This is a genomic window from Variovorax sp. 770b2 (assembly GCF_900115685.1).
In the GTDB taxonomy this organism is placed as follows: Bacteria; Pseudomonadota; Gammaproteobacteria; order Burkholderiales; family Burkholderiaceae_C; genus Variovorax.
This window is the reverse complement of record NZ_FOXJ01000001.1, coordinates 2,709,911-2,730,254: the sequence shown is the minus strand read 5'-3', so window position 1 is coordinate 2,730,254 and position 20,344 is coordinate 2,709,911. Positions and strand designations below refer to the sequence as shown.

Below are 20,344 nucleotides of genomic sequence, written 5' to 3'. Positions count from 1 at the left end.
CTCCCATGGAGATTACACAACCGCTGCCGTTGCTCGGCGGCCTGAGCGCCGCGCAGTTCATGCGGCGGTACTGGCAGAAAAAGCCGCTGCTGGTCCGCCAGGCCATTCCCGCCATGGTGCCACCGATCGACCGAAGCGCCTTGTTTGCGCTGGCCGAGCGTGAAGAGGTGGAATCGCGCCTCATCCGCCACGGCAAGGCCGGCTGGTCGCTCAAGCACGGCCCCCTCTCGCGGCGTGCCCTGCCACCGCTCAAGCAACCCGCCTGGACCCTGCTGGTGCAGGGCGTCGACCTGCACCACGAGGGCGTGCACGAGTTGCTGCGGCAGTTCCGCTTCCTGCCCGATGCGCGCCTGGACGACCTGATGATCAGCTATGCGAGCGACACCGGCGGTGTAGGCGCGCATTTCGACAGCTACGACGTGTTCCTGCTGCAGGCCCAGGGCCGCCGCCGCTGGTCCATCGGCAAGCAGGGCGACCTCAGCCTGCAGCCCGGCGTGCCGCTCAAGATCCTGGAGAACTTCGAGCCGGAGGAAACCTTCGTGCTGGAGCCCGGCGACATGCTCTACCTGCCCCCGAAGTACGCCCATGAAGGCGTCGCGGTGGGCGACGACTGCATGACCTTTTCCATCGGCCTGCGCTCGTCGGCCGTGGGCGAGCTCGGCGCCGATCTGCTGGCCCGCATGGCGCAGGCCTATTCGGAAGACCTCGAAGGCGCCGGCCCGGCGGAACTGGCGCGCTACCGCGACCCGTCCCAGCCTGCGGTCGACGCGCCGGCCGCGATGCCCGCCGCGCTGCAGGATTTCGCGCGCAAGGCCGTCCAGGCCGCGCTGCGCGACCCGGACGCCATCGACCGGGCGCTGGGCGAATCGCTGACCGAGCCCAAGGCCAACATCTGGTTCGACGAGGGCGGCGAGGTGCCCGATGCGATGCAGCACGTGGCGCTCGATCGCCGCACGCGCATGCTCTACGACACGCGCCACATCTACATCAACGGCGAGAGCTTTCGTGCAGGCGGTGCCGATGCCACACTGATGCGAAAGCTGGCCGACCAGCGCGCGCTCGGTCCGCGCGAACTGGCCCGGGCCAGCGAAGGGGCGCTGGCAATGTTGGGCGAGTGGTGCGAGGCGGGCTGGCTCCATGCAGGATGACGCTGTCCAGCCGCTGCCCGAAGGCCGCTTCGACGGCCGCGAAGCGTTCGGCGAAATCGTGCGCAATGCACTGTCGGCTGCAGCGCGAGAAGGCTGGAAGGAGATCGTCTTCAGCGATCCCGATTTCGCCGACTGGCCCCTGGGCGAACGCGCCAGCATCGAGGCGCTAGAGGCCTGGTCGGCCAGCGGCCGGCGCTTCGTGCTGCTGGCACAGCGCTTCGACGTGATCGAACGCGGCCACGCGCGCTTCGTGCCGTGGCGGCGCATGTGGGACCACATCATCGAATGCCGTGCCACCGGCAAGGCGGCCGGTACCGAGACCGAGATGCGCGAGGTGCCCAGCGCGATCTGGACGCCCAACTGGTTCGCGCACCGCATCGACCCCGAGCGCAGCCGCGGCGTCTGCGGCGTCGATCCGCGCGCCCGCCGCGAGCTGCGCGAAGCCATCGACGAGCGCTGGCGCCTGGGACGGCCGGCATTTCCGGCATCGACACTCGGCTTGTAAGCCAATGCCGCGAATGCGGCCGCGAGACACATTCAGGCGGAGATGCGGGTCTAGAATTTTTTCGTTCCAGACATTCTTTGCCAAAGGAGTTCTCATGAAGAAGTCGTCGTCCGTTCTGATTGCCTCGTTGATCGCCGCTGCCGCACTCGTTGCCTGCGGCAAGAAAGAGGACGCCGCCCCCGCGGTCGTGACGCCTCCGCCCGCTCCCGTGACGGAGCCTGCAGCACCGCCCGCCGCCGCGCCAGCGCCTTCGGCCGATCCCGCTGCAACGAGCCCTTCGCCCGGCGCTTCGTCGGCGCTGGACGCTGCGAATGCCGCGACAGAGGCTGCCAAGAAGAACGAAGCACCCAAGCAATAAGCCGGGTCCTTCACAAAGCAGAAAGCCGCCCCAGGGCGGCTTTTCTACGGGGACCGTCTGTAGGTCAGGTGGCGGTCAGACATCCAGCCAGGGCGAGCCCTCGGCGGCCGTGGCGGTAAGCATTTCCGCCTCATGGCCACCCAGTGCCTCGGCCATCAGGCGCCGCACGATGTCGGGCCGGTTGTTCTGCTCGCTCAGGTGCGCCGCGACCACGTGGCGCAGGCCGTCGTGGCGCACCGCGCGCGCGATGTCCGCTGCCGCCGCGTTCGACAGGTGCCCGTAGTTGCCGCCCACGCGCATCTTGAGGAAGGGCGGGTAGGCCGAGCTGGCCAGCAGGTCGCTGTCGTGGTTGAACTCGAGCAGCAGCGCATGCACGCCGCTCAGGCGATTCAGGACGTGTGCCGTCGCGTGCCCCAGGTCGGTCAGCACGCCGAGCGTGCGTGCGCCGTCGGTGCAGCGCAGCTGCAGCGGCTCGCGCGCATCGTGCGGCACGGTGAAGGGCTGCACGCTGATGTCGCCGACGGCGAATTCCGCATCGTCGCGCGCCAGGTTCAGCCTGCCTTCGAAATCACGTCCGCCCGTGGCGAGCCAGGTGCCTTCGCTCATCCAGACGGGAATGCGGTTGCGCCGCGAGAGCGTGTGAGCGCAGCCGATGTGGTCGCCGTGCTCGTGGGTGATGAAGATGGCGTCGATATCGCCGGCGGCGAGGCCCGCCTGGGCCAGCCGCTGATCGAGTTGCCGGATGCCGAAGCCGCAGTCGACCAGGAGCCGGGAGGTGCGGCCGCCGCTGGTCGCTTCGACCAGCGCGGCGTTGCCCGTGCTGCCGCTGCCGAGGCTTCGGAAGCGGAGCATGCGGGTTACTTCAGGTCGTCGGCAATGACCTTGACGATGCGCTGCGCGTTGGCGGAAGACTCCGGCGCGCCAGCTTCATTGAGCACCGAGACGGTGGTCGATTCGCCCTGGCTCTTCACGAGGATGCGGAACTTGATCGGCTTTTCGTCCTTGGACGAGCTGCTGAACAGCTTGCCGAAGAAGCCTTCTTCCTTCCTCTCGGGGTTCGGCGTCACGTAGCGCACGAAATAGACGCCGGCGCTGCGGTCGCGGTCTTCCACGGTGAAGCCGGTGCGGTCCAGGGCCAGGCCGACGCGGCGCCATGCGCGATCGAACCCTTCGCTGATCTGCACCACGGGCTGGTTGCCCACGCTGGCGATGGTGGCGGTCTTGGCGGGTGCCGAGGTGGCGGCCAGGATCTTCGACTGCTCTTGCGAGACGCCCAGCTTGACCATCAGGCGGCGCAGGAACTCGGTCTCCAGCTCAGGGTCGCTCGGCCGCGGCTGCCAGACGGTCTGGTCCTGGCGCGAGTTGTTGTAGACCTCCTGCATGCCGCGGTGGCTGATGAAGATCTCGGTGCCGTTCGTCGTGCGTTCGATGCGGGTGCGGAAGCGGTCGAGTTCGCCGGTCGAGTAGACCGAGTCGACCAGCTTGCCCAGCGTGCCGCGGATGATGTCCTGCGGCAGCTTGGCGCGGTTCTCGGCCCAGTCGGTTTCCATGATGCCCAGGTTGCGCTGCTCGGTGGTCAGCAGGAAGCCGCTTTCCTGCCAGAAGTCCTTCACCGGGTCCCACAGCTGGTCGGGCGTGCGGTTGACGACGATCCAGCGCTGCGTGCCCGCGCGCTCCATGCGCACGTCGCCGATGTTGGAGACGGCGGTGGGAACACCCGGTGCGTTCGCGACGCCGGCCTGGTATGCGTTGGCGGTGACTGCGCCGCCGGGCACCGCGTAGCGGTTGTCGCGCGAGAGCTGCGACAGGTCGGGCGGGACTTCGAGCGTCGGGGCCTTGCCGGCGCTCTTGTAGTCGATCTTGTCGCTCTCGAGCACGGAGCAGGCGGCGAGGCTGGCAACGAGAGTAGCCAGCAGTGCATATCGCGAAAGTTGCGAAAGGTTCTTCAACGTCGTCTTCCTTGTTGGAATGGTTCGGTCAATCTGTGGGCCGCAGTGCCCGCCATCTCTGAGCACAGTTCGGGCAAAAGGTTGCTTAACCTTGTTGCGGCCAGGGAAAAAGCGGATCGCAGGCGTGTGTTGGGGGTGGGGCTCAGTTCTTGAGCAGGCCGGTGGCGCGCAGGGCGCCTTCGACCGCCGGACGGCTCGCTTCGCCGAGTTCGGTGAGCGGCAGCCGCAAGGCGCCGCCGCACAGGCCGAGCCGGGCCATGGCCCACTTGAGCGGAATCGGATTGGGTTCGACGAACAGGTTGCGGTGCAGCGGCATGAGCTCGAACTGGATCTGCATGGCGCGCTTCACGTCGCCGGCAAGCGCCGCCACGCACAGTTCATGCATCTTGCGCGGCGCGATGTTGGCCGTGACGCTGATGTTGCCCTGGCCGCCGCAGAGCATGAGCGCGACGGCGGTCGGGTCGTCGCCCGAATAGACGGCAAAGCGCTTGGGCAGGTCGCGAATGAGCCACTGGGCGCGTTCGATGTTGCCGGTGGCTTCCTTGATGCCGATGATGCCGGGCACCTGTGCCAGGCGCAGCACGGTGTCGTGCGCCATATCGGCAACGGTGCGGCCGGGCACGTTGTACAGCACGATGGGCAGGTCGCCCACGGCCTCGGCGATCGCCTTGAAGTGCTGGTACTGGCCTTCTTGCGTCGGCTTGTTGTAGTAGGGCACGACCTGCAGCTGCGAATCGGCGCCCACGCCCTTGGCGAACTTGGCCAGCTCGATCGCTTCTTTCGTCGAATTGGCGCCGCAGCCGGCCATCACGGGCACGCGGCCCTTGGCTTGCTCGACCGAGACGCGGATGATTTCGCAGTGCTCTTCCACGTCGACCGTCGGCGATTCGCCGGTGGTGCCGACCACGCCAAGGCAGTCGGTGCCTTCGTCGATGTGCCAGTCGATGAGTCGCCGCAGGGCGGGGTAGTCGACACTGCCGTCGTCGTGCATCGGCGTGACGAGCGCGACGATGCTGCCTGTCAGTTGCTCCAAGGGGGAATCTCTTTGTCGGTGGACGAAAGCGCCGATTCTACTTACTCCGGGGGCCGCCAAGTCGGCCGGCCCTGTCCCCTCAGTTTCCCTTCAGGAGGGCGCGCAGGGGCTGGCCGGCCACGGGTGCCGGCGGGCGGATGGCGGCAATACGCTGCACGAAGCGGGCCGGTTCGGCAAGGAACCCGTCTTCGTAGGCCACCACGCGCAGATCCCGGCAGGCGGCCAGCAACTCGCCGGGCCGCAGCAGGAAGTCGGCCCGCGATGGCTTGCCCACCGTCTCGTTGCCCGCGGCGAAGGTCTCGTAGAGCAGCACGCCGCCGGGGGCCACGGCAGCCACGATGTCGGTCATGCGGGCGCGCCACAGGTAGTTGGTGACGACCACCGCGCCGAAAGTCTGGCCGGTGAAGGGCCAAGGGCCGGACTCGATATCGGCGGTGACGGTCCGGCCGAAGGCGCCTGCTGCCTCGATGGCTTCCGGCGACCGGTCGACGCCCGTGACCGAATGCCCGCGTCCGGCAAACCACTGCATATGCCGGCCCGAGCCGCAGGCCACGTCCAGCACGGTCGCGTCGCCGGCCAGCAGGTGCGACCAGCGCACGATCCATTCCGAAGGCGCACCCGAGCCGTGCGACGGCGCTGCATCTTTCATGGCAGATCGACCCGCCTCAGAAACACGACCACACCTGGTCGACCAGCGTCACGAGAAATTCCGGATGCGTATAGAGCATGAAGACGCCCCCCAGCGCCGCCAGCACGGCCGCGAGCCAGCCGGCGTGTGCGAGGTGATGGCGCATCTGCGGGGTCATGGTCCGATTGTCCGCAATCAGCCCGGCACCGCCGCCGGCCCGGACTCGCGGGCGATGGCGTGCTCCTTGACCGGCAGGTTGATCAGTGCCGCGAACACGCCCAGCGCGATCGCGATGTACCAGACGATGTCGTAGCTGCCGGTGGTGTCGTACAGGTAGCCGCCCAGCCACACGCCCAGGAACGAGCCGACCTGGTGGCTCAGGAACACGAAGCCGCTCAACATCGACAGGTGCGCCACCCCGAAGATGCCCGCCACGATCGCGTTGGTCGCGGGCACGGTCGAGAGCCAGAGGAAGCCCATCGCCGCCGAGAACACGTAGACGCTGACCGGCGAGATCGGCACGATCAGGAACAGCGCGATCGACACCGCCCGCGCGAAGTAGATCGCCGCGAGGATCTTGCGCTTGGCCAGCGTCTGCCCCAGCAGCCCGACCGTGTAGGTGCCGAACACATTGAAGAGCCCGATCAGCGCCAGCGCGTAGCCGGCCACGTCGGCCGACAGGCTCCGGTCGCGCAGGTAGGTCGGCATGTGGATGCCGATGAAGGCCAGTTGGAAGCCGCAGACGAAATAGCCCGCCATCAGGAGGCCGAAGCTGGGGTAGCGGAAGGCTTCGCCCACCGCCTGCAGCACCGATTGGTCGCGGTGTCCGGCCAGTGCCTCGCGCTGCGGCTCGCGCAGGCCGAAGGCCAGGGGCACGATCACCAGCACCAGCACGGCCAGCACCGCCAGCGCGGTCTGCCAGCCCAGGTGGCCGATCAGGCGCCCCTCGATGGGCGCCATCAGGAACTGGCCGAACGAGCCGGCCGCCGCCGCCACGCCCATCGCCCAGGAGCGCCGCTCGGCCGGAATCTGCCGCCCGATCACGCCGTAGATCACCGCATAGGTGGTGCCCGCCTGCGCCGCGCCGATCAGGACGCCCGCGCTCAGCGTGAACAGCAGTGGCGTCGGCGAATGCGCCATGCCCAGCAGCCCCAGCCCGTAGAAGATCGCACCGCCGATCAGCACCCGGAACGCGCCGAAGCGGTCGGCCAGCATGCCCGCGAACACGCCGAAGATGCCCCACGAGAGGTTCTGGATCGCCAGCGCGAAGGAAAAGGTCTGCCGGCTCCAGTCCTGCGTCTGCGTGATCGGCTGCAGCCAGAGGCCGAAGCCGTGGCGGATGCCCATCGAGAGCGTGACGATCATGGCGCCGCAGAACAGCACCTGCCTAATGGAGAGGGTGGGCGAGAGGGCGGGCGTGGGAGCTTGCATGGCGTCGAATGTAGCCACTTGCGTGCTGCGGCAGGCGGGCGGGCGGCCAAAGGCATTGATGATTTATCGGGGCCGTTTCAATGCGCATCCGGCATCAAAGCGCCTGCTGTATGGGTATCCAGTTGTTTGGCGGCGACTGACTACAATCCGCCCCCATGGCGACTTCCCCCAAGACCTCCTCAGATTCCGCTTCCGGCTACTCGGAAGGCTCCATCCGCGTGCTCAAGGGCCTCGAGCCCGTCAAGCAGCGCCCGGGCATGTACACCCGGACCGACAACCCCCTGCACGTCATCCAGGAAGTGCTGGACAATGCCGCCGACGAGGCGCTGGCCGGCTACGGCAAGAAGATCAAGGTCACGCTGCACGCCGACAACTCGGTGAGCATCGAAGACGACGGCCGCGGCATTCCGTTCGGCCTGCACCCCGAAGAAAAGGCCCCCGTGATCGAGCTGGTCTACACCCGGCTGCACGCGGGCGGCAAGTTCGACAAGGGCTCGGGCGGCGCCTACAGCTTCTCGGGCGGCCTGCACGGCGTGGGCGTGTCGGTGACCAATGCGCTGTCCAAGCGCCTGGAGGTCAGCACCCATCGCGAAGGCTCCATCGCCAGGCTGGCTTTCAGCGGCGGCGACGTGATCGAGGCGCTCCAGATCCGCAAGCTCGAGGCCGGCGAGCGCAAGCAGGGCACCACGGTGCGCGCCTGGCCCGACGCCAAGTACTTCGAGACCGCCGCGCTTCCCATGGGCGAGCTCACCCACCTCTTGCGCAGCAAGGCCGTGCTGATGCCCGGCGTGAGCGTCACGCTCACCGTCGAGAAGACCAAGGACACGCAGCAGTGGCTCTACAAGGGGGGCCTGAGCGACTACCTCATGCAGACGCTCAACGGCGACCCGGTGATCCCCCTCTTCGAAGGCAGCGGCCACGCCGACAAGAACGCCGACAACTTCGCCGAAGGCGAGGGCGCCGACTGGTGCGTGGCCTTCACCGAAGACGGCCAGCCGGTGCGCGAGAGCTACGTCAACCTGATTCCCACCAGCGCCGGCGGCACGCACGAGAGCGGCCTGCGCGACGGCCTCTTCACCGCCGTGAAGGGCTTCATCGAGCTGCACTCGCTGCTGCCCAAGGGCGTGAAGCTCCTGCCCGAGGACGTGTTCGCGCGTGCTTCGTATGTGCTCAGCGCCAAGGTGCTCGATCCGCAGTTCCAGGGCCAGATCAAGGAACGGCTGAATTCGCGCGACGCGGTGCGGCTGGTGTCCAGCTTCGTGCGTCCGGCACTGGAGCTCTGGCTCAACCAGCACGTCGACTACGGCAAGCGGCTGGCCGAACTGGCCATCAAGGCCGCGCAGACCCGCCAGCGCGCCGGCCAGAAGGTCGAGAAGCGCAAGGGCTCCGGCGTGGCCGTGCTGCCCGGCAAGCTGACCGACTGCGAGAGCAAGGACATCAGCCACAACGAAGTCTTCCTGGTCGAGGGCGATTCCGCCGGCGGCAGCGCCAAGATGGGCCGCGACAAGGAAAGCCAGGCCATCCTGCCGCTGCGCGGCAAGGTGCTCAACACCTGGGAAGTGGAGCGCGACCGGCTCTTCGCCAACACCGAAATCCATGACATCTCGGTGGCCGTGGGCGTCGATCCGCACGGCCCCAGCGACACGCCCGACATGAGCGGCCTGCGCTACGGAAAGATCTGCATCCTCTCCGATGCCGACGTGGACGGCTCGCACATCCAGGTGCTGCTGCTCACGCTGTTCTTCCGCCACTTTCCGAAACTCATCGAAACCGGCCACGTGTATGTCGCCAAGCCGCCGCTGTTCCGGGTCGATGCGCCCGCGCGCGGCAAGAAGCCGGCCTCCAAGGTCTACGCGCTGGACGAGGGCGAACTGACCGCCACGCTGGACAAACTGCGCAAGGACGGCGTGCGCGAAGGCGCCTGGAGCATCAGCCGCTTCAAGGGCCTGGGCGAGATGAGCGCGGAACAATTGTGGGAAACCACGCTCAATCCGGATACCCGGCGCCTGATGAAGGTGCAGCTGGGACGCTTCGACTTCACATCCACCCAGGGCGAGATCACCAAGCTCATGGGCAAGGGCGAAGCGGCCGCCCGGCGCGAGTTGATGGAACTGCGCGCCGACGACGTCGACATCGATGTTTGACCCCCGTGACCCTTCCAGATCTCATGCGTGCGTTGCTGTTGGCCTTGCTGCTGTGCTTGCAGCAGGGGCTGGCGCACGCCGCTGATATCTACGGGTACATCGACAGCAAGGGCGTCGCGCACTTCGCCTCCGAGAAGATCGACGAGCGCTACCAGATCTTCTTTCGCGGCGGCCAGAGTTTCGACACGGCGCAGGGCATCTCGCCGCTCGGGCGCAACGGGCGCAAGCTGGACGGCAGGGTGCCGCCCGCGTCGCAGACCCTGCTCGCGCTGTTCGAAGCCTCGCCCAGCTACAAGACCGCCAAGTCGGCGCTGCGCGATGCATCGAACAAGCATTCGATCGACTACGAACTGCTGCAGGCGCTGATCGCCACCGAATCGGGCTTCGACGCGCAGGCCGTCTCGCCCAAGGGCGCGATGGGCCTCATGCAACTCATGCCCGCGACCGCGCAGCGCTACGGCGTCGCGGCGGACAAGCGCACCACCATCGAGAAGAAACTGTTCGACCCGCGCATCAACATCGCAACGGGGTCGCGGTATCTCCGCGACCTGATCGCGATGTTCCCCGGACAGATCGAACTGGCGCTGGCCGCCTACAACGCGGGCGAGGGCGCGGTGCAGCGCGCGGGCAACAAGATCCCGAACTACAAGGAAACGCAGAACTACGTGCAGACCGTGCTGCAGCTGTACGCCTACCTCAAGCCCTCGGTGGCGACGGGTGGCGGCGGCGCGCGGGGCGGCAAGACGCCGGGCCGCATCCGCATGGAGCTGGTGGTGCCCAAGGGCGGGGCGCTGGGCCGTGGCAACATGCCGCCCGATTCGCCCGGCGGCATGCCCGCGATGCCCGACATTCCCGAGCAACCGCAGGTGCCGGCCAGCGCGGTCGAGCCGCCCGTGTCCTGAAGGAGCCCGCCATGCACCGTCGAAGCTTCGTCCTCGCGACCGCCGCCTGCGCGGTGACCGGCGCCGCGCGCGCCCAGCATGCGGCCACGCACGACACGCTGCCGGCAGCGCCTTCGTCGAAAGAACCCTACGCGCGCCTGCAGGGCGGCGTGCCGCACCACATGACGCCCGAGCAGGAATCGCAGCGCGTCACCGACAGCCCCGCGCCGGCCGGTCCGCAGGGCCGCTGGATGGCGCGCGCGGCCTTGCCGATCCCGCGCAGCGAAATGGCCTGGGCGACTGCCGCCATGGGCCGCATGCACGTCGTCGGCGGCTACGGCGAAGGCGCGGTCAACCGCGACTACCACCACATCTACGACCCGAAAGCCGACCGCTGGCTCGACGGCGCGCCGCTGCCGCGCGGTGCCAACCACGTCGCGGTGACGGCCGAAGAGGGCAGGGTCTACGCGCTCGGCGGCTTCGTCGAGCAGAACCGCCGCTCGGACACCCATGCCTACGTCTACGACATCGCCGCCAACCGCTGGACCGCGATTGCGCCGCTGCCGCGTCCGCGCGGGGCGGCGGCTGCGGTGATGCTCGGCGGCTCGCTGCACCTGATCGGCGGCGCCTCGGAGCCCGCGGCCGAGCGCGCGAGCGTCGGCTGGCACGAGGTCTACGACCCGAAGGCCGACCGCTGGACGGCGCGCAAGCCGCTGCCCGGGGCGCGCGACCATGTGGGCTGCGTCTCGCACGGCAACCAGATCCACGTGATCGGCGGGCGCTTCAACACCTTCGAATACAACACCGACCTGCACCACGTCTACCTGCCCACGCGCGACACCTGGGAGCTGCGTTCGCCGCTTCCCACCGCGCGCTCGGGCCATGGCCTTGTGGTGTACCGGGGCCGCTTCTTCGCCATGGGCGGGGAGGGCGGCTTCCTGGTGGGTGGCGTGCCGCGCCAGGCCAAGGTGTTCGGCCAGATGGAAAGCTACGATCCCGTGGACGACACCTGGCAGCGCCATGCCCCGATGACCACGCCGCGCCATGCCGTCGGTGCCGCGGTGATCGGCGACTTCATCTACGTGGCCGGCGGCGGCGCGGTGCTCGGCGGTGCCGTGCAGTCCGCGGTGCACGAGGCCTTCACCCTGGAAGGATGACGCTCACCCCCAGTCTTCGCGCACTTCGTGTCGCTTCGCCAACCCCCTTGCAGGGGGCAACACCAGTGGCCCGGCAAAGCCGGTTCCACGGTGTTTCTGAAATTGGATACGGCCACGTGCAGGATTGAGTTGCCATCGGTTTTCTTTTTTACTTTCCTTTCTTCTTCATGGACGACTCCCAACCCCCGCTCGACCTTGCAGGTCCCACCGACGGCGACACCACCCTCACGCTGGCCGACTACGCACAGACCGCCTACCTCGAATACGCGCTCAGCGTGGTCAAGGGCCGCGCGCTGCCCGATGTGTCCGACGGCCAGAAGCCGGTGCAGCGGCGCATCCTGTACTCGATGTCGCGCATGGGCCTGGGGTTCGGCGGGACCAACGGCACCGTGGGCGCCAAGCCCGTCAAGAGCGCGCGCGTGGTCGGCGACGTGCTCGGCCGCTTCCATCCGCACAGCGACCAGGCCGCCTACGACGCGCTGGTGCGCATGGCGCAAGACTTCTCGCAGCGCTATCCGCTGGTCGACGGCCAGGGCAACTTCGGCAGCCGCGACGGCGACGGCGCCGCGGCCATGCGCTACACCGAGGCGCGTCTCGCCCGCATCACCAGCCTCTTGCTCGACGAGATCGACGAAGGCACGGTCGATTTCATTCCCAACTACGACGGCAGCACCGAGGAGCCGCGCCTGCTGCCCGCGCGGCTGCCGTTCACGCTGCTCAATGGCGCAAGCGGCATCGCGGTCGGCCTGGCCACCGAAATCCCCAGCCACAACCTGCGCGAAATCGCCGACGCCTGCGTGGCGCTCATCAAGTCGAACGGCAAGCTGAGCGAAGAAGAACTCCTGGCGATCGTGCCCGGCCCCGACTACCCGGGCGGCGCGCAGATCATCAGCGGCGCGAGCGACATCGCCGATGCCTACCGCACCGGCCGCGGCTCGCTCAAGGTGCGCGCGCGCTGGAAGATCGAAGACCTCGCGCGCGGCCAGTGGCAGCTCGTGGTCAACGAGCTGCCGCCCGGCGTGAGCACGCAGAAGGTGCTCGAGGAGATCGAGGAAATCACCAACCCGAAGGTCAAGGCCGGCAAGAAGGCGCTCTCGGCCGACCAGACGCAACTGAAGGCCGCGATGCTCTCGGTGCTCGACGTGGTGCGCGACGAATCGAGCAAGGACGCCGCCGTGCGCCTGGTGTTCGAGCCCAAGACCTCGCGCATCAGCCAGGAAGAGTTCATCACCACGCTGCTCGCGCAGACCTCGCTGGAGACCTCCTCGTCGATCAACCTCACGATGGTGGGCATCGACGGCAAGCCCACGCAGAAGTCGCTGCGCCAGATGCTCACCGAGTGGATCGCCTTCCGCGAGATCACCGTCGAGAAGCGCTCGCGGCATCGCCTGAACAAGGTGCTCGAGCGCATCCACATCCTGGAAGGCCGGCAGCTGGTGCTGCTGAACATCGACGAGGTGATTGCGATCATCCGCACCGCGGAAGATCCGAAGGCGGCGCTCATCGCGCGCTTCAACCTCAGCGATGTGCAGGCGGAAGACATCCTTGAAATCCGGCTGCGCCAACTTGCGCGGCTCGAGGGCATCAAGATCCAGCAGCAGCTCGACGAGTTGCGCACGGAGCAGAAGAAGCTCGAAGACATCCTGGGCAGCCCCGCCACGCTGCGCCGCCTGCTGATCAAGGAAATCGAGTCCGATGCCAAGACCTTCGAAGACCCGCGCCGCACGCTCATTCAAGCCGAAAAGCGCGCCGTGGCCGAAGTGAAGGTGGTGGACGAACCCGTCACCGTGATCGTGTCGCAGAAGGGCTGGGTGCGCGCGCAGAAGGGCTGGGCGAGCGAGAAGGCGGCCAATGGAAACAATGGTTCCTCGACCCCCGAGTACAGCTTCAAGTCCGGCGATGCGCTCTATGGCGCCTTCGAATGCCGCAGCGTCGACACGCTGCTGGTCTTCGGCTCTTCCAAGGACAAATCGGTGCGCGTCTACACCGTGCCCGTGGCGTCGCTCCCCGGCGCGCGCGGCGACGGGCAACCGGTCACCACGCTGGTCGAGCTCGACGCCGGCACGCACGTCACGCACTTCTTCGCGGGCCCGGTGGGCGCGAGCGTGCTGCTGGCCAATACCGGCGGCTACGGCTTCATCGCCACGGTCGAGAACATGATGTCGCGCCAGCGCGGCGGCAAGGCCTTCATCGACGTGGGCGAGGGCGAACAGCTCTGCCGTCCTTCGCTGGTGGGCGGCGCGAGCGGCGCCGAGCCGATGCCGGCCGCCACGCATGTGGCCTGCGCCTCGACCGGCGGCCGCATCCTCACCTTCGACATCGCCGAGCTCAAGAGCCTGCCCAAGGGCGGCCGCGGCCTCACGCTGATCGACCTGGAGCCCAAGGACACCCTCGCGGGTGCCGCGGCCTACACGCGCAGCGTGAAGATCGAGGGCATCGGCCGCGGCGGCAAGGAGCGCGACGAGACGCTGGAGATCCGCACCCTCAACAACGCGCGCGGCACCCGTGCGCGCAAGGGCAAGGCGGCCGACCTGGGCTTCAAGCCGGCCAGCATCGTGCGGGTGCTGTGATGGGCGGCATCGACATCAGCGTCATCGGCCTGTTCATCGCCGTGGTGACCGGCCTTGCCAGCTTCCTGGTGGGCCGGCACTTCCGGATGAAGCGCGCCGCCAAGCGGCGCGAGAAGGACCGCGCCGCGGCGCAGGCCATCGAGACCCGGCAGGTGCGCCGGGCGCGCGAGCGGCGCGAGCGTTGAGGCGCAAGTGGCCGCGACCCTCCTGCTGACCCATCGCGGCGGCAAGACGAGAACCGTCCGGCCGGGCTTCTCGTGGTTCGCGTTTCTTCTTCCCATGCTGTGGGCGATTTCCGAAGGGCTGTGGCGCCCCTTCGGCTTTGCCCTTCTAGGTGGCGCGTTCACGAAATTCTCGATCGACGCCTATCGCTCTTCGGGCGCGGCCCTGGTGGCGATCGCCGGCTTGCTCGGGTACGCCGTGCTCATGTTCCTGTTCGGATGGTTCGGCAAGAAGTGGCTCGTTGCCGATCTGCTGAAGCACGGCTACGTCGAACAATCGCTCCCTGTCGCCGAACCGACGACGAACCGACTGGCAGAAAGCGGGCCAGGCTAGCGCAGCCCCTGCCACCACCGCGTGTTCGTCCGCGCCTGCCCTACCGTCACCACCTCTCCGATCACCGGCGTCGCCAGTTCGATCTTCCTGGCTTCGGTGAGGGCCGCGATGCGGTCCAGCGGGTCGTGCCAGGTGTGGAAGGACAGGTCGAAGGTGCTGTTGTGCACCGAGAAGAACACCTTGCCGCGCAGGTCCTCGAAGGCCTGCACGCTCTGCTCGGGCGTCATGTGCACGCCGGGCCAGTAGGCGTCGTAGGCGCCGTTTTCCATCAGCGCCAGGTCGAAGCCGCCCAAGCGCTCGCCGATCTGCTTGAAGCCGGGGAAGTAGCCCGAGTCGCCGCTGTAGAAGATGCGCTGCTCGCCGCTCTGCACCACCCATGAGGCCCACAGCGTGCGGCCGCGATCCGAGAGCGTGCGGCCCGAGAAATGCTGCGCCGGCGTGGCGGTGAGCTTCACGCCGTCGTGCTCGGCGTCCTGCCACCAGTCCAGCTCGGTCACGCGTTCCGCGGGCACGCCCATCACCACCAGCCGCGAGCGCACGCCCAGCGGCACGAAGTAGCGCTTCACGCTTTTCGAGAGGTATTCGATGGTCGCCACGTCCAGATGGTCGTAGTGGTCGTGCGAGAGGATCACGCCCTCGATGGGCGGCAGTTGCGCGAGCGTGAGCGGCGGCTTGTGAAAGCGCTTCGGGCCGGCCCACTGCACGGGCGATGCGCGCTCGCTGAACACCGGGTCGATCAGCCAGTACTTGCCGCGCAGCTTGAGCAGGTGCGACGAGTGGCCCAGGCGCACCACGTGGTTGGCCTTGGCGTCGAGCGCGTCCAGGTCCTTCGCGCTGATTTCACGCACCGGGATCGCATCGACCGGCACCGTGTCGACCTTGCTGCCGACGATGAAGCGCGACCAGATGCGCCAGGCGCTGGCCGAGGGCTTCTCGTCGGGGTTGGCCATGTTCTGGAAGACGCCGTCCCGGAACTGCGGCGAGTTCTCGTAGCGCGCCTCACCGCCTCCGGCGGCACTGCAGCCCGCGACGAAGGCGCAGCCGGCCGCGGCGAGCGCCGTGCCCCGGCGCAGGAGTTGGGGCAGGTAGGACCCCTGCGAAGCCGAGTCGTCAGTCATTGGAAGCACCTCTGGACGTGTGTTTGTTGGGTGGCGCGAGACTATCCCGGGCGCATGTTTCAATGGTTTCAGCCACAGAAACATTCGGCTGGCAGGGGAATATCCGGCGTGGGGCGCCGGGCCTGTCCCTATGCCGTGCGTTCTATGGCACGCCGCGCCCAGCCCCGGCACACTCGGGCCCTTCACGGGCCATGAGAAGGCGATACACATGAGCGGCAACCGCTATCCCATCATCTACGTGCGTGGCTACGCCATGACCGAATCCGAGCGCGACGAGACCGCGGCCGATCCGTTCTGCGGCTTCAACGTCGGCTCCACGGTCTACCGCGCCACCGTCAAGAAGGACGCGCCCGCGCAGAAGTTCGTCTTCGAGTCGCCGGTGGTGCGCCTCCTGGCCGACTTCCAGTACCAGAGCGTCTACCAGAACGGCCTGGACATCCTGGACGACGACTGGAAGCCCTCGCCCGACGAGACCGGCAAGGACGTGGACGGCATCCCTTCGGCCTCGGTCATCATCTACCGCTACTACGACACCGGCTCGGAACTCCTGGGCGATGGCAAGTCGCGCAACATCAAGTTCTACGCGCAGGGTTTGAGCAAGCTGATCCTGCGGGTGCGCGATCTCGTGGCGCAGCGCGAAGGCGCGGCCGCCGCAGCCGACTTCCGCTGCTACCTGGTGGCGCATTCGATGGGCGGGCTGGTGGTGCGCGCCTTCCTGCAGAACCCGGCGCTGGGCGACCCCGCGGCGCGCGCCTGCGTGGACAAGGTGTTCACCTATGCCACGCCGCACAACGGCATCGACATGGGCGGCGTCAACATCCCGGCCTGGCTCACGGCCAACGAGATGAACACCTTCAACCGCGAGAAGATGTCCGAGTTCCTCGCGACGCCGGCCATCGACGGCCGCATGGACTACCTGCCGGCCACGGCCTTTCCGGCCGAGCGCTTCTTCTGCATGGTCGGCTCCAACCGCGGCGACTACGAAACCGCCAAGGGGCTCTCGCGCATGTTCGCGGGCCACGGCAGCGACGGGCTGGTGCGCATCGAGAACGCCTCGCTCTGGTCCATCGACGCGAACAAGAAGACACAGCCCGTGGCCACCGCCTACGCCTTTCGTTCTCACTCGGGCTACTTCGGCATCGTCAACTCCGAGGAGGCCTACCAGAACCTCGTGCGCTTTCTCTTCGGCGACGTGCGGGTGGACCTCTGGTTCGACGTCGACGGCGTGACGCTGCCGCCCGACCTGCCCAAGGACGCCGACGTCGATGCGCTCTACCAGGTCGAGCTCCTGGCCGCGCCCCGCGGCAAGCGCTGGTACCTCAGTCGTCGCGTGGCCGAGGAAGACTCGCCCGCCTGCCGCACGCACAAGGAGCTGACCGATCCGAAGAAACCCGAGCGCCGCTCGATCTATCTCTCGACCGTGTTCCTGGCCAACAAGGCCCGCGTCAACCAGGACCGCCCGACGCTCGCCTACGCCATGACGCTGGGCGTGCGCGTGCCCGACTACCAGGTGAACAAGAAGTTCTGGCTCGACGGGCACTACGAAGGCAGCTCGCTCTTTCGCGACACGCTCATCATCGAGATCGCGCCGCCCACGCCCGACGATGCGGCGCAGAACTGGAACGTCAAATACGGCTGGCAGACCGACACCGCAGGGCAGGCGTCGCTGCCGATGAGCCCGAGGCAACTGGCCGGCGGCAAGCAGCAGTTCATCGTGCCGCTCTCCAGCCTGGGCGCGGGACCGGGTGCGCCCGGCATCACCGGCAAGGTGCGGCTGGAGGTGAGCGCCTGGAGCTGAGGCCGCGGCCCGGGGGGGCGTGGCCCCGCAAGCCCCACAATCGCACCTCACATGCATTACCTCCTCTTCATCGGCGCGTTCGTCTTCTTCGCCTTCATGGCGCCGCTCAAGCTCACGATCGCGGTCTGTGCGCTGGTGCTGTTCGTGACGGTGGTGGTGAAGATATCGGCGCAGGTGGTGGCGGGCGTGTCGCCGACGCTGGGCGAGTCGTTCAAGTCGGTGTTCTATGCCTCGCTGTTCGTGGCGCTGGCCCTGCTGGCCTACATGAGCTTCTTCGCCGCGGCAGGCATTCACCACGTGAACGGCACGCCGGCGCTGCTGGCGATGGTGGCGCTGTTCGTGGCCTACACGCTGGGCTTCCAGATCGGCATCGGCACCTCGTTCGGTGCCAGCGCCGTCGTCGCACTCATCTCCACGCTCTTGTCCGGCGCCATCCTCTGGTCGGTCAAGGGCCTTGCCTTCTAGCGCCATGAAAACTGCGGTCCTGGTCATCGACGTGCAGCGCGGTCTTTGCGACGACCCACCGCGGCCCCACGAGGCACAGGAAGTGATCCAGCGCATCAACGCGCTCACCGAACGTGCCCGCGCCGCCGGCGCGCCGGTGGCCTTCATCCAGCACGAGAACGCGGTCGACCTGGAATTCGATTCCGAACGCTGGCAGCTCGCCGATGCACTGGACATCGATGCGGCCGACACGAAAATCCGCAAGACCACGCCCGATTCCTTCCTGCGCACGCCGCTCGACGCATGGCTCATGGGGCAGGGCGTGCGACGCGTGGTGGTCTGCGGCTATTCGTCGGAGTTCTGCGTGGACACCACCGCCCGCCGCGCCGCAGCGCTCGGCTACGAGGTGGTGCTCGCGGCCGATGCGCACACCTCGCACGACAAGCCGCATGCCACCGGCGCCTTCATCCGCGCGCACCACAACGCGACGCTCTCGGACATCACGAGCTTCGGCGTGCGCATCGGCGCAGTCGCGAGCGCGGAGATCGCGTTCACCGGGGATTGAACCCGGCGTCCTTCGCAGGCCCTGCGTGGACGGCGCGCCCCATCACATCGACAAGCGCCTCGCACACCTGCGCGAGGTTCGATGCGTTGATGCCCGCGATGCAGACGCGGCCGGACGACACGACATACACACCGTGCCTGCTGCGCAGCTGGTCGATCTGCGCATCCGACAGCCCCGAATAGCTGAACATCCCGCGCTGCTGCAGGAGAAACGAGAGATCGGCGTCCGGCAGTTCTCTCGTGAGCAGGGCATGCAACGAAGCGCGCACGCCCAGCATCCGCTGGCGCATGCCGTCCAGCTCGGCACGCCATTGCGCATGCAGTGGCGCGTCCTGCAGCACGGTGGCCACAAGCGCCGCGCCATGCGCAGGCGGACACGAATAGCTGCGGCGGACCACCACCTTGAGCTGTCCCAGGACCTTGGCCGCTTCGAGGCCGGGCGCATGAATGCTCAGCGCGCCGACGCGCTCTCCGTACAGCGAGAAGTTCTTCGAATACGAGCTCGCCACGAGGCACGGGATTTCACGCCGCACGCACTCGCGCACGGCCCATGCGTCGTCGTCCAGGCTTTCGGCGAAGCCCTGGTAGGCCATGTCGAAGAAGGGGAGCAATGCGCGCTGCGCCATCGCGTCCAGCAGCCGGGCCCATTCTTCGCGTGACGGGTCGATGCCCGTCGGGTTGTGGCAGCAGGGGTGGAGCAGCACGACGGTTTCGGCGGGCAGGGCGTTCAGGGCCGCCAGGGTGCCGTCGATGTCGAAGCGCCCCTTCGGCGTGCGGTACGGACAGTGCGACACCTCGAAGCCCGCGGCCTGGAAGATCGCCTGGTGGTTGACCCATGTCGGGTCGGGCATGCAGACCCTGGGGCTGGCGTTCGTGCTCGCGAGAAACTCGGCACCGACGCGCAGCGCGCCCGTTCCGCCGGCCGCCTGTATCGTGACCACCCGGTCCTGCAGGTCTGCCGTTGCGCCACCGAACACGAGTTCGCGAACCGCGTTGCGATAGCCCTGCAGGCCCTCGGTGGGAAGGTAGATGCTGGGCGCCGTTTCATCGATGCGCTCGCGTGCCGCGCGCACCGAGGCCAGCACGGGCACGCGGCCGTCCTCGCCGCAGTAGATGCCGATGCCGAGATTCGCCTTGCGCGTGCGTACATCCGCGCGGTAGGCATCGAACAGACCCAGGATCGGGTCCTCGACGTAGTCGGGAAGGTTGTTGAACATCGAGGAGGCTCCTGTGGTGCGAGCGAGTTTTGCTTGCAGCACCCGAACGCTCAACCTCCGTGGCGCCGGAAATGGGAACCGATCGTCCGGAACGCGCGTTGCAGCGCTAGGGCATGCGCCCGGTGGCAAGTGCATGGGCCCAATCGGGCCGCCCGTTCTCCAGCGCCAGTTTCGCCATCGCGGTGTGATCGTACGGAACGGCCACCAGCCTGGCGCTCCAGCCGCCGTCGCGCTGCTCGACGATGGCATAGCGCGCATGGGGCGAGCCGGTTTCGACGGCGTGCGGATAGGGGTGGATGTCGTCATAGGCCGGCAGGCCGACGCTGCCGGGGTTGACGATCAGTTGCCCGCCGGACGCACGCGCCACGCGCGGCACATGCGTATGCCCGCAGGCGACCAGCGCCGCATCGACATCGCTGGTCCGTGCATCGATCTCGGCCTGCGTGGCTGCGCGGAACTCGTCGGGCGCCACGGTCTCCAGGAAGTATTCGAGATCGCTCGCCGGCGTGCCATGACACAGCAGCACATCTGCGCTGAGGCGGTGTGTGTGCGTCAGCGATGCGATCCAGGCAAATTCCTTCACGCCGAGTCGTGCGTGCGCGAACGCATCGGACGCGCCGCGCCTGTCCGCAGGCACGGTGAGCAATTGGCGCTCATGGTTTCCGGCAAGCTGTACCCAGTCCTGCGCCATCAGGAACTGCGCGGTCTCCAGCGGCATCAACGGACCCGAGAGGCTGTCGCCCAGGTTGACGATGGCGTCCACGCCGCGGCGTTCGATGTCCTCGACCACGGCTTCGAGTGCGGGGAGATTTCCGTGAATGTCGGAGACGAGGGCGATGCGCAT

General features: G+C 67.7%; 21 protein-coding genes. 12 read left to right on the top strand and 9 right to left on the bottom strand.

The features are described from left to right. The first annotated feature begins 5 nt into the window (after nt 1–5). The 3 genes from BM133_RS12545 to BM133_RS12535 all read left to right on the top strand — a co-directional run bounded on the left by BM133_RS12545 (nt 6) and on the right by BM133_RS12535 (nt 2,011). Nucleotides 6–1,148: a JmjC domain-containing protein gene (locus tag BM133_RS12545; RefSeq protein ID WP_093434111.1), complete on the top strand. Its 1,143-nt coding sequence runs from the start codon at nt 6–8 to the stop codon at nt 1,146–1,148. After that, nucleotides 1,138–1,653 carry a hypothetical protein gene (locus BM133_RS12540; protein ID WP_093434109.1) on the top strand — a complete coding sequence of 172 codons (516 nt, stop codon included), beginning with the start codon at nt 1,138–1,140 and terminating at the stop codon, nt 1,651–1,653. The genes BM133_RS12545 and BM133_RS12540 overlap by 11 nt, the downstream gene beginning before the upstream one ends. A gap of 94 nt (nt 1,654–1,747) precedes the next feature. Beyond that, a complete protein-coding gene (locus tag BM133_RS12535; protein WP_093434108.1) occupies nt 1,748–2,011 on the top strand; it encodes a hypothetical protein in 264 nt (87 codons plus the stop codon). Between the two features lie 75 nt (nt 2,012–2,086). On the opposite strand, the gene BM133_RS12530 is transcribed toward BM133_RS12535, so the two are convergent. The 6 genes from BM133_RS12530 to BM133_RS12510 form a co-directional block, all read right to left on the bottom strand. Continuing rightward, entirely contained in the window at nt 2,087–2,863 is a 777-nt protein-coding gene (locus BM133_RS12530) for an MBL fold metallo-hydrolase (protein ID WP_093434106.1), read from the bottom strand. Between the two features lie 5 nt (nt 2,864–2,868). Continuing rightward, nucleotides 2,869–3,960: an outer membrane protein assembly factor BamC gene (gene bamC, locus BM133_RS12525; protein ID WP_093434105.1), complete on the bottom strand. Its 1,092-nt coding sequence runs from the start codon at nt 3,958–3,960 to the stop codon at nt 2,869–2,871. A gap of 142 nt (nt 3,961–4,102) precedes the next feature. Continuing rightward, complete coding sequence (gene dapA / locus BM133_RS12520; protein WP_371286337.1) at nt 4,103–5,029, bottom strand: 4-hydroxy-tetrahydrodipicolinate synthase; 927 nt, start codon at nt 5,027–5,029, stop codon at nt 4,103–4,105. 43 nt (nt 5,030–5,072) lie between these two features. Further along, nucleotides 5,073–5,642, bottom strand: coding sequence for a class I SAM-dependent methyltransferase (locus BM133_RS12515; RefSeq protein WP_093434102.1), 570 nt, complete (start codon nt 5,640–5,642; stop codon nt 5,073–5,075). A gap of 16 nt (nt 5,643–5,658) precedes the next feature. Then, the gene (locus tag BM133_RS35145; protein ID WP_177224791.1) at nt 5,659–5,799 is read right to left on the bottom strand and encodes a hypothetical protein; all 141 of its coding nucleotides are present in this window, start codon (nt 5,797–5,799) and stop codon (nt 5,659–5,661) included. Between the two features lie 17 nt (nt 5,800–5,816). Beyond that, complete coding sequence (locus BM133_RS12510; protein WP_093434100.1) at nt 5,817–7,052, bottom strand: MFS transporter; 1,236 nt, start codon at nt 7,050–7,052, stop codon at nt 5,817–5,819. Between the two features lie 155 nt (nt 7,053–7,207). Here BM133_RS12510 and BM133_RS12505 point away from each other — a divergent pair, with 155 nt between their 5' ends. The 6 genes from BM133_RS12505 to BM133_RS12480 all read left to right on the top strand — a co-directional run bounded on the left by BM133_RS12505 (nt 7,208) and on the right by BM133_RS12480 (nt 14,359). Then, a complete protein-coding gene (locus BM133_RS12505; RefSeq protein WP_093434099.1) occupies nt 7,208–9,196 on the top strand; it encodes a DNA topoisomerase IV subunit B in 1,989 nt (662 codons plus the stop codon). A 23-nt stretch (nt 9,197–9,219) separates the two neighbouring features. Next, nucleotides 9,220–10,098 (top strand): lytic transglycosylase domain-containing protein, encoded by an 879-nt coding sequence (locus BM133_RS12500; RefSeq protein WP_093434097.1) that lies wholly within the window; start codon nt 9,220–9,222, stop codon nt 10,096–10,098. An 11-nt stretch (nt 10,099–10,109) separates the two neighbouring features. Further along, a complete protein-coding gene (locus BM133_RS12495; protein WP_093434096.1) occupies nt 10,110–11,234 on the top strand; it encodes a Kelch repeat-containing protein in 1,125 nt (374 codons plus the stop codon). A gap of 167 nt (nt 11,235–11,401) precedes the next feature. After that, complete coding sequence (gene parC, locus BM133_RS12490) at nt 11,402–13,804, top strand: DNA topoisomerase IV subunit A (protein WP_093434094.1); 2,403 nt, start codon at nt 11,402–11,404, stop codon at nt 13,802–13,804. Beyond that, nucleotides 13,804–13,989 carry a hypothetical protein gene (locus tag BM133_RS12485; RefSeq protein WP_093434093.1) on the top strand — a complete coding sequence of 62 codons (186 nt, stop codon included), beginning with the start codon at nt 13,804–13,806 and terminating at the stop codon, nt 13,987–13,989. The genes parC and BM133_RS12485 overlap by 1 nt, the downstream gene beginning before the upstream one ends. Before the next feature lie 7 nt (nt 13,990–13,996). Next, nucleotides 13,997–14,359, top strand: coding sequence for a hypothetical protein (locus BM133_RS12480; RefSeq protein WP_143100127.1), 363 nt, complete (start codon nt 13,997–13,999; stop codon nt 14,357–14,359). Here the strand turns inward: BM133_RS12480 and BM133_RS12475 are convergent. Continuing rightward, on the bottom strand, nt 14,356–15,477 hold the full coding sequence (locus tag BM133_RS12475; RefSeq protein WP_093434090.1) for an MBL fold metallo-hydrolase: 1,122 nt from the start codon (nt 15,475–15,477) through the stop codon (nt 14,356–14,358). The two genes, BM133_RS12480 and BM133_RS12475, sit on opposite strands and share 4 nt — an antisense overlap. 208 nt (nt 15,478–15,685) lie before the next feature. On the opposite strand from BM133_RS12475, the gene BM133_RS12470 reads away from it, so the two are divergent. Genes BM133_RS12470 through BM133_RS12460 form a run of 3 tightly spaced genes read left to right on the top strand, consistent with a single transcriptional unit; the run spans nt 15,686 to nt 18,284 of the window. After that, entirely contained in the window at nt 15,686–17,275 is a 1,590-nt protein-coding gene (locus tag BM133_RS12470; RefSeq protein ID WP_093434088.1) for an esterase/lipase family protein, read from the top strand. A gap of 51 nt (nt 17,276–17,326) precedes the next feature. Then, a complete protein-coding gene (locus BM133_RS12465) occupies nt 17,327–17,740 on the top strand; it encodes a hypothetical protein (RefSeq protein ID WP_093434087.1) in 414 nt (137 codons plus the stop codon). Between the two features lie 4 nt (nt 17,741–17,744). After that, nucleotides 17,745–18,284, top strand: coding sequence for a cysteine hydrolase family protein (locus tag BM133_RS12460; RefSeq protein WP_093434086.1), 540 nt, complete (start codon nt 17,745–17,747; stop codon nt 18,282–18,284). Here the strand turns inward: BM133_RS12460 and BM133_RS12455 are convergent. Further along, complete coding sequence (locus BM133_RS12455; protein WP_093434085.1) at nt 18,271–19,500, bottom strand: amino acid aminotransferase; 1,230 nt, start codon at nt 19,498–19,500, stop codon at nt 18,271–18,273. The two genes, BM133_RS12460 and BM133_RS12455, sit on opposite strands and share 14 nt — an antisense overlap. A gap of 106 nt (nt 19,501–19,606) precedes the next feature. Then, entirely contained in the window at nt 19,607–20,344 is a 738-nt protein-coding gene (locus tag BM133_RS12450; RefSeq protein ID WP_093434084.1) for a metallophosphoesterase family protein, read from the bottom strand.

Coding starts and splice junctions, on each gene's coding strand:
- BM133_RS12450 (WP_093434084.1), bottom strand. CDS start 20,344: ATGCGCATCGCCCTCGTCTCCGACATTCACGGAAATCTCCCCGCACTC.
- BM133_RS12485 (WP_093434093.1), top strand. CDS start 13,804: ATGGGCGGCATCGACATCAGCGTCATCGGCCTGTTCATCGCCGTGGTG.
- BM133_RS12510 (WP_093434100.1), bottom strand. CDS start 7,052: ATGCAAGCTCCCACGCCCGCCCTCTCGCCCACCCTCTCCATTAGGCAG.
- BM133_RS12530 (WP_093434106.1), bottom strand. CDS start 2,863: ATGCTCCGCTTCCGAAGCCTCGGCAGCGGCAGCACGGGCAACGCCGCG.
- BM133_RS12455 (WP_093434085.1), bottom strand. CDS start 19,500: ATGTTCAACAACCTTCCCGACTACGTCGAGGACCCGATCCTGGGTCTG.
- BM133_RS12500 (WP_093434097.1), top strand. CDS start 9,220: ATGCGTGCGTTGCTGTTGGCCTTGCTGCTGTGCTTGCAGCAGGGGCTG.
- BM133_RS12515 (WP_093434102.1), bottom strand. CDS start 5,642: ATGAAAGATGCAGCGCCGTCGCACGGCTCGGGTGCGCCTTCGGAATGG.
- BM133_RS12470 (WP_093434088.1), top strand. CDS start 15,686: ATGAGCGGCAACCGCTATCCCATCATCTACGTGCGTGGCTACGCCATG.
- BM133_RS12495 (WP_093434096.1), top strand. CDS start 10,110: ATGCACCGTCGAAGCTTCGTCCTCGCGACCGCCGCCTGCGCGGTGACC.
- BM133_RS12540 (WP_093434109.1), top strand. CDS start 1,138: ATGCAGGATGACGCTGTCCAGCCGCTGCCCGAAGGCCGCTTCGACGGC.
- BM133_RS12545 (WP_093434111.1), top strand. CDS start 6: ATGGAGATTACACAACCGCTGCCGTTGCTCGGCGGCCTGAGCGCCGCG.
- parC (WP_093434094.1), top strand. CDS start 11,402: ATGGACGACTCCCAACCCCCGCTCGACCTTGCAGGTCCCACCGACGGC.
- BM133_RS12535 (WP_093434108.1), top strand. CDS start 1,748: ATGAAGAAGTCGTCGTCCGTTCTGATTGCCTCGTTGATCGCCGCTGCC.
- BM133_RS35145 (WP_177224791.1), bottom strand. CDS start 5,799: ATGACCCCGCAGATGCGCCATCACCTCGCACACGCCGGCTGGCTCGCG.
- BM133_RS12465 (WP_093434087.1), top strand. CDS start 17,327: ATGCATTACCTCCTCTTCATCGGCGCGTTCGTCTTCTTCGCCTTCATG.
- BM133_RS12475 (WP_093434090.1), bottom strand. CDS start 15,477: ATGACTGACGACTCGGCTTCGCAGGGGTCCTACCTGCCCCAACTCCTG.
- BM133_RS12505 (WP_093434099.1), top strand. CDS start 7,208: ATGGCGACTTCCCCCAAGACCTCCTCAGATTCCGCTTCCGGCTACTCG.
- BM133_RS12460 (WP_093434086.1), top strand. CDS start 17,745: ATGAAAACTGCGGTCCTGGTCATCGACGTGCAGCGCGGTCTTTGCGAC.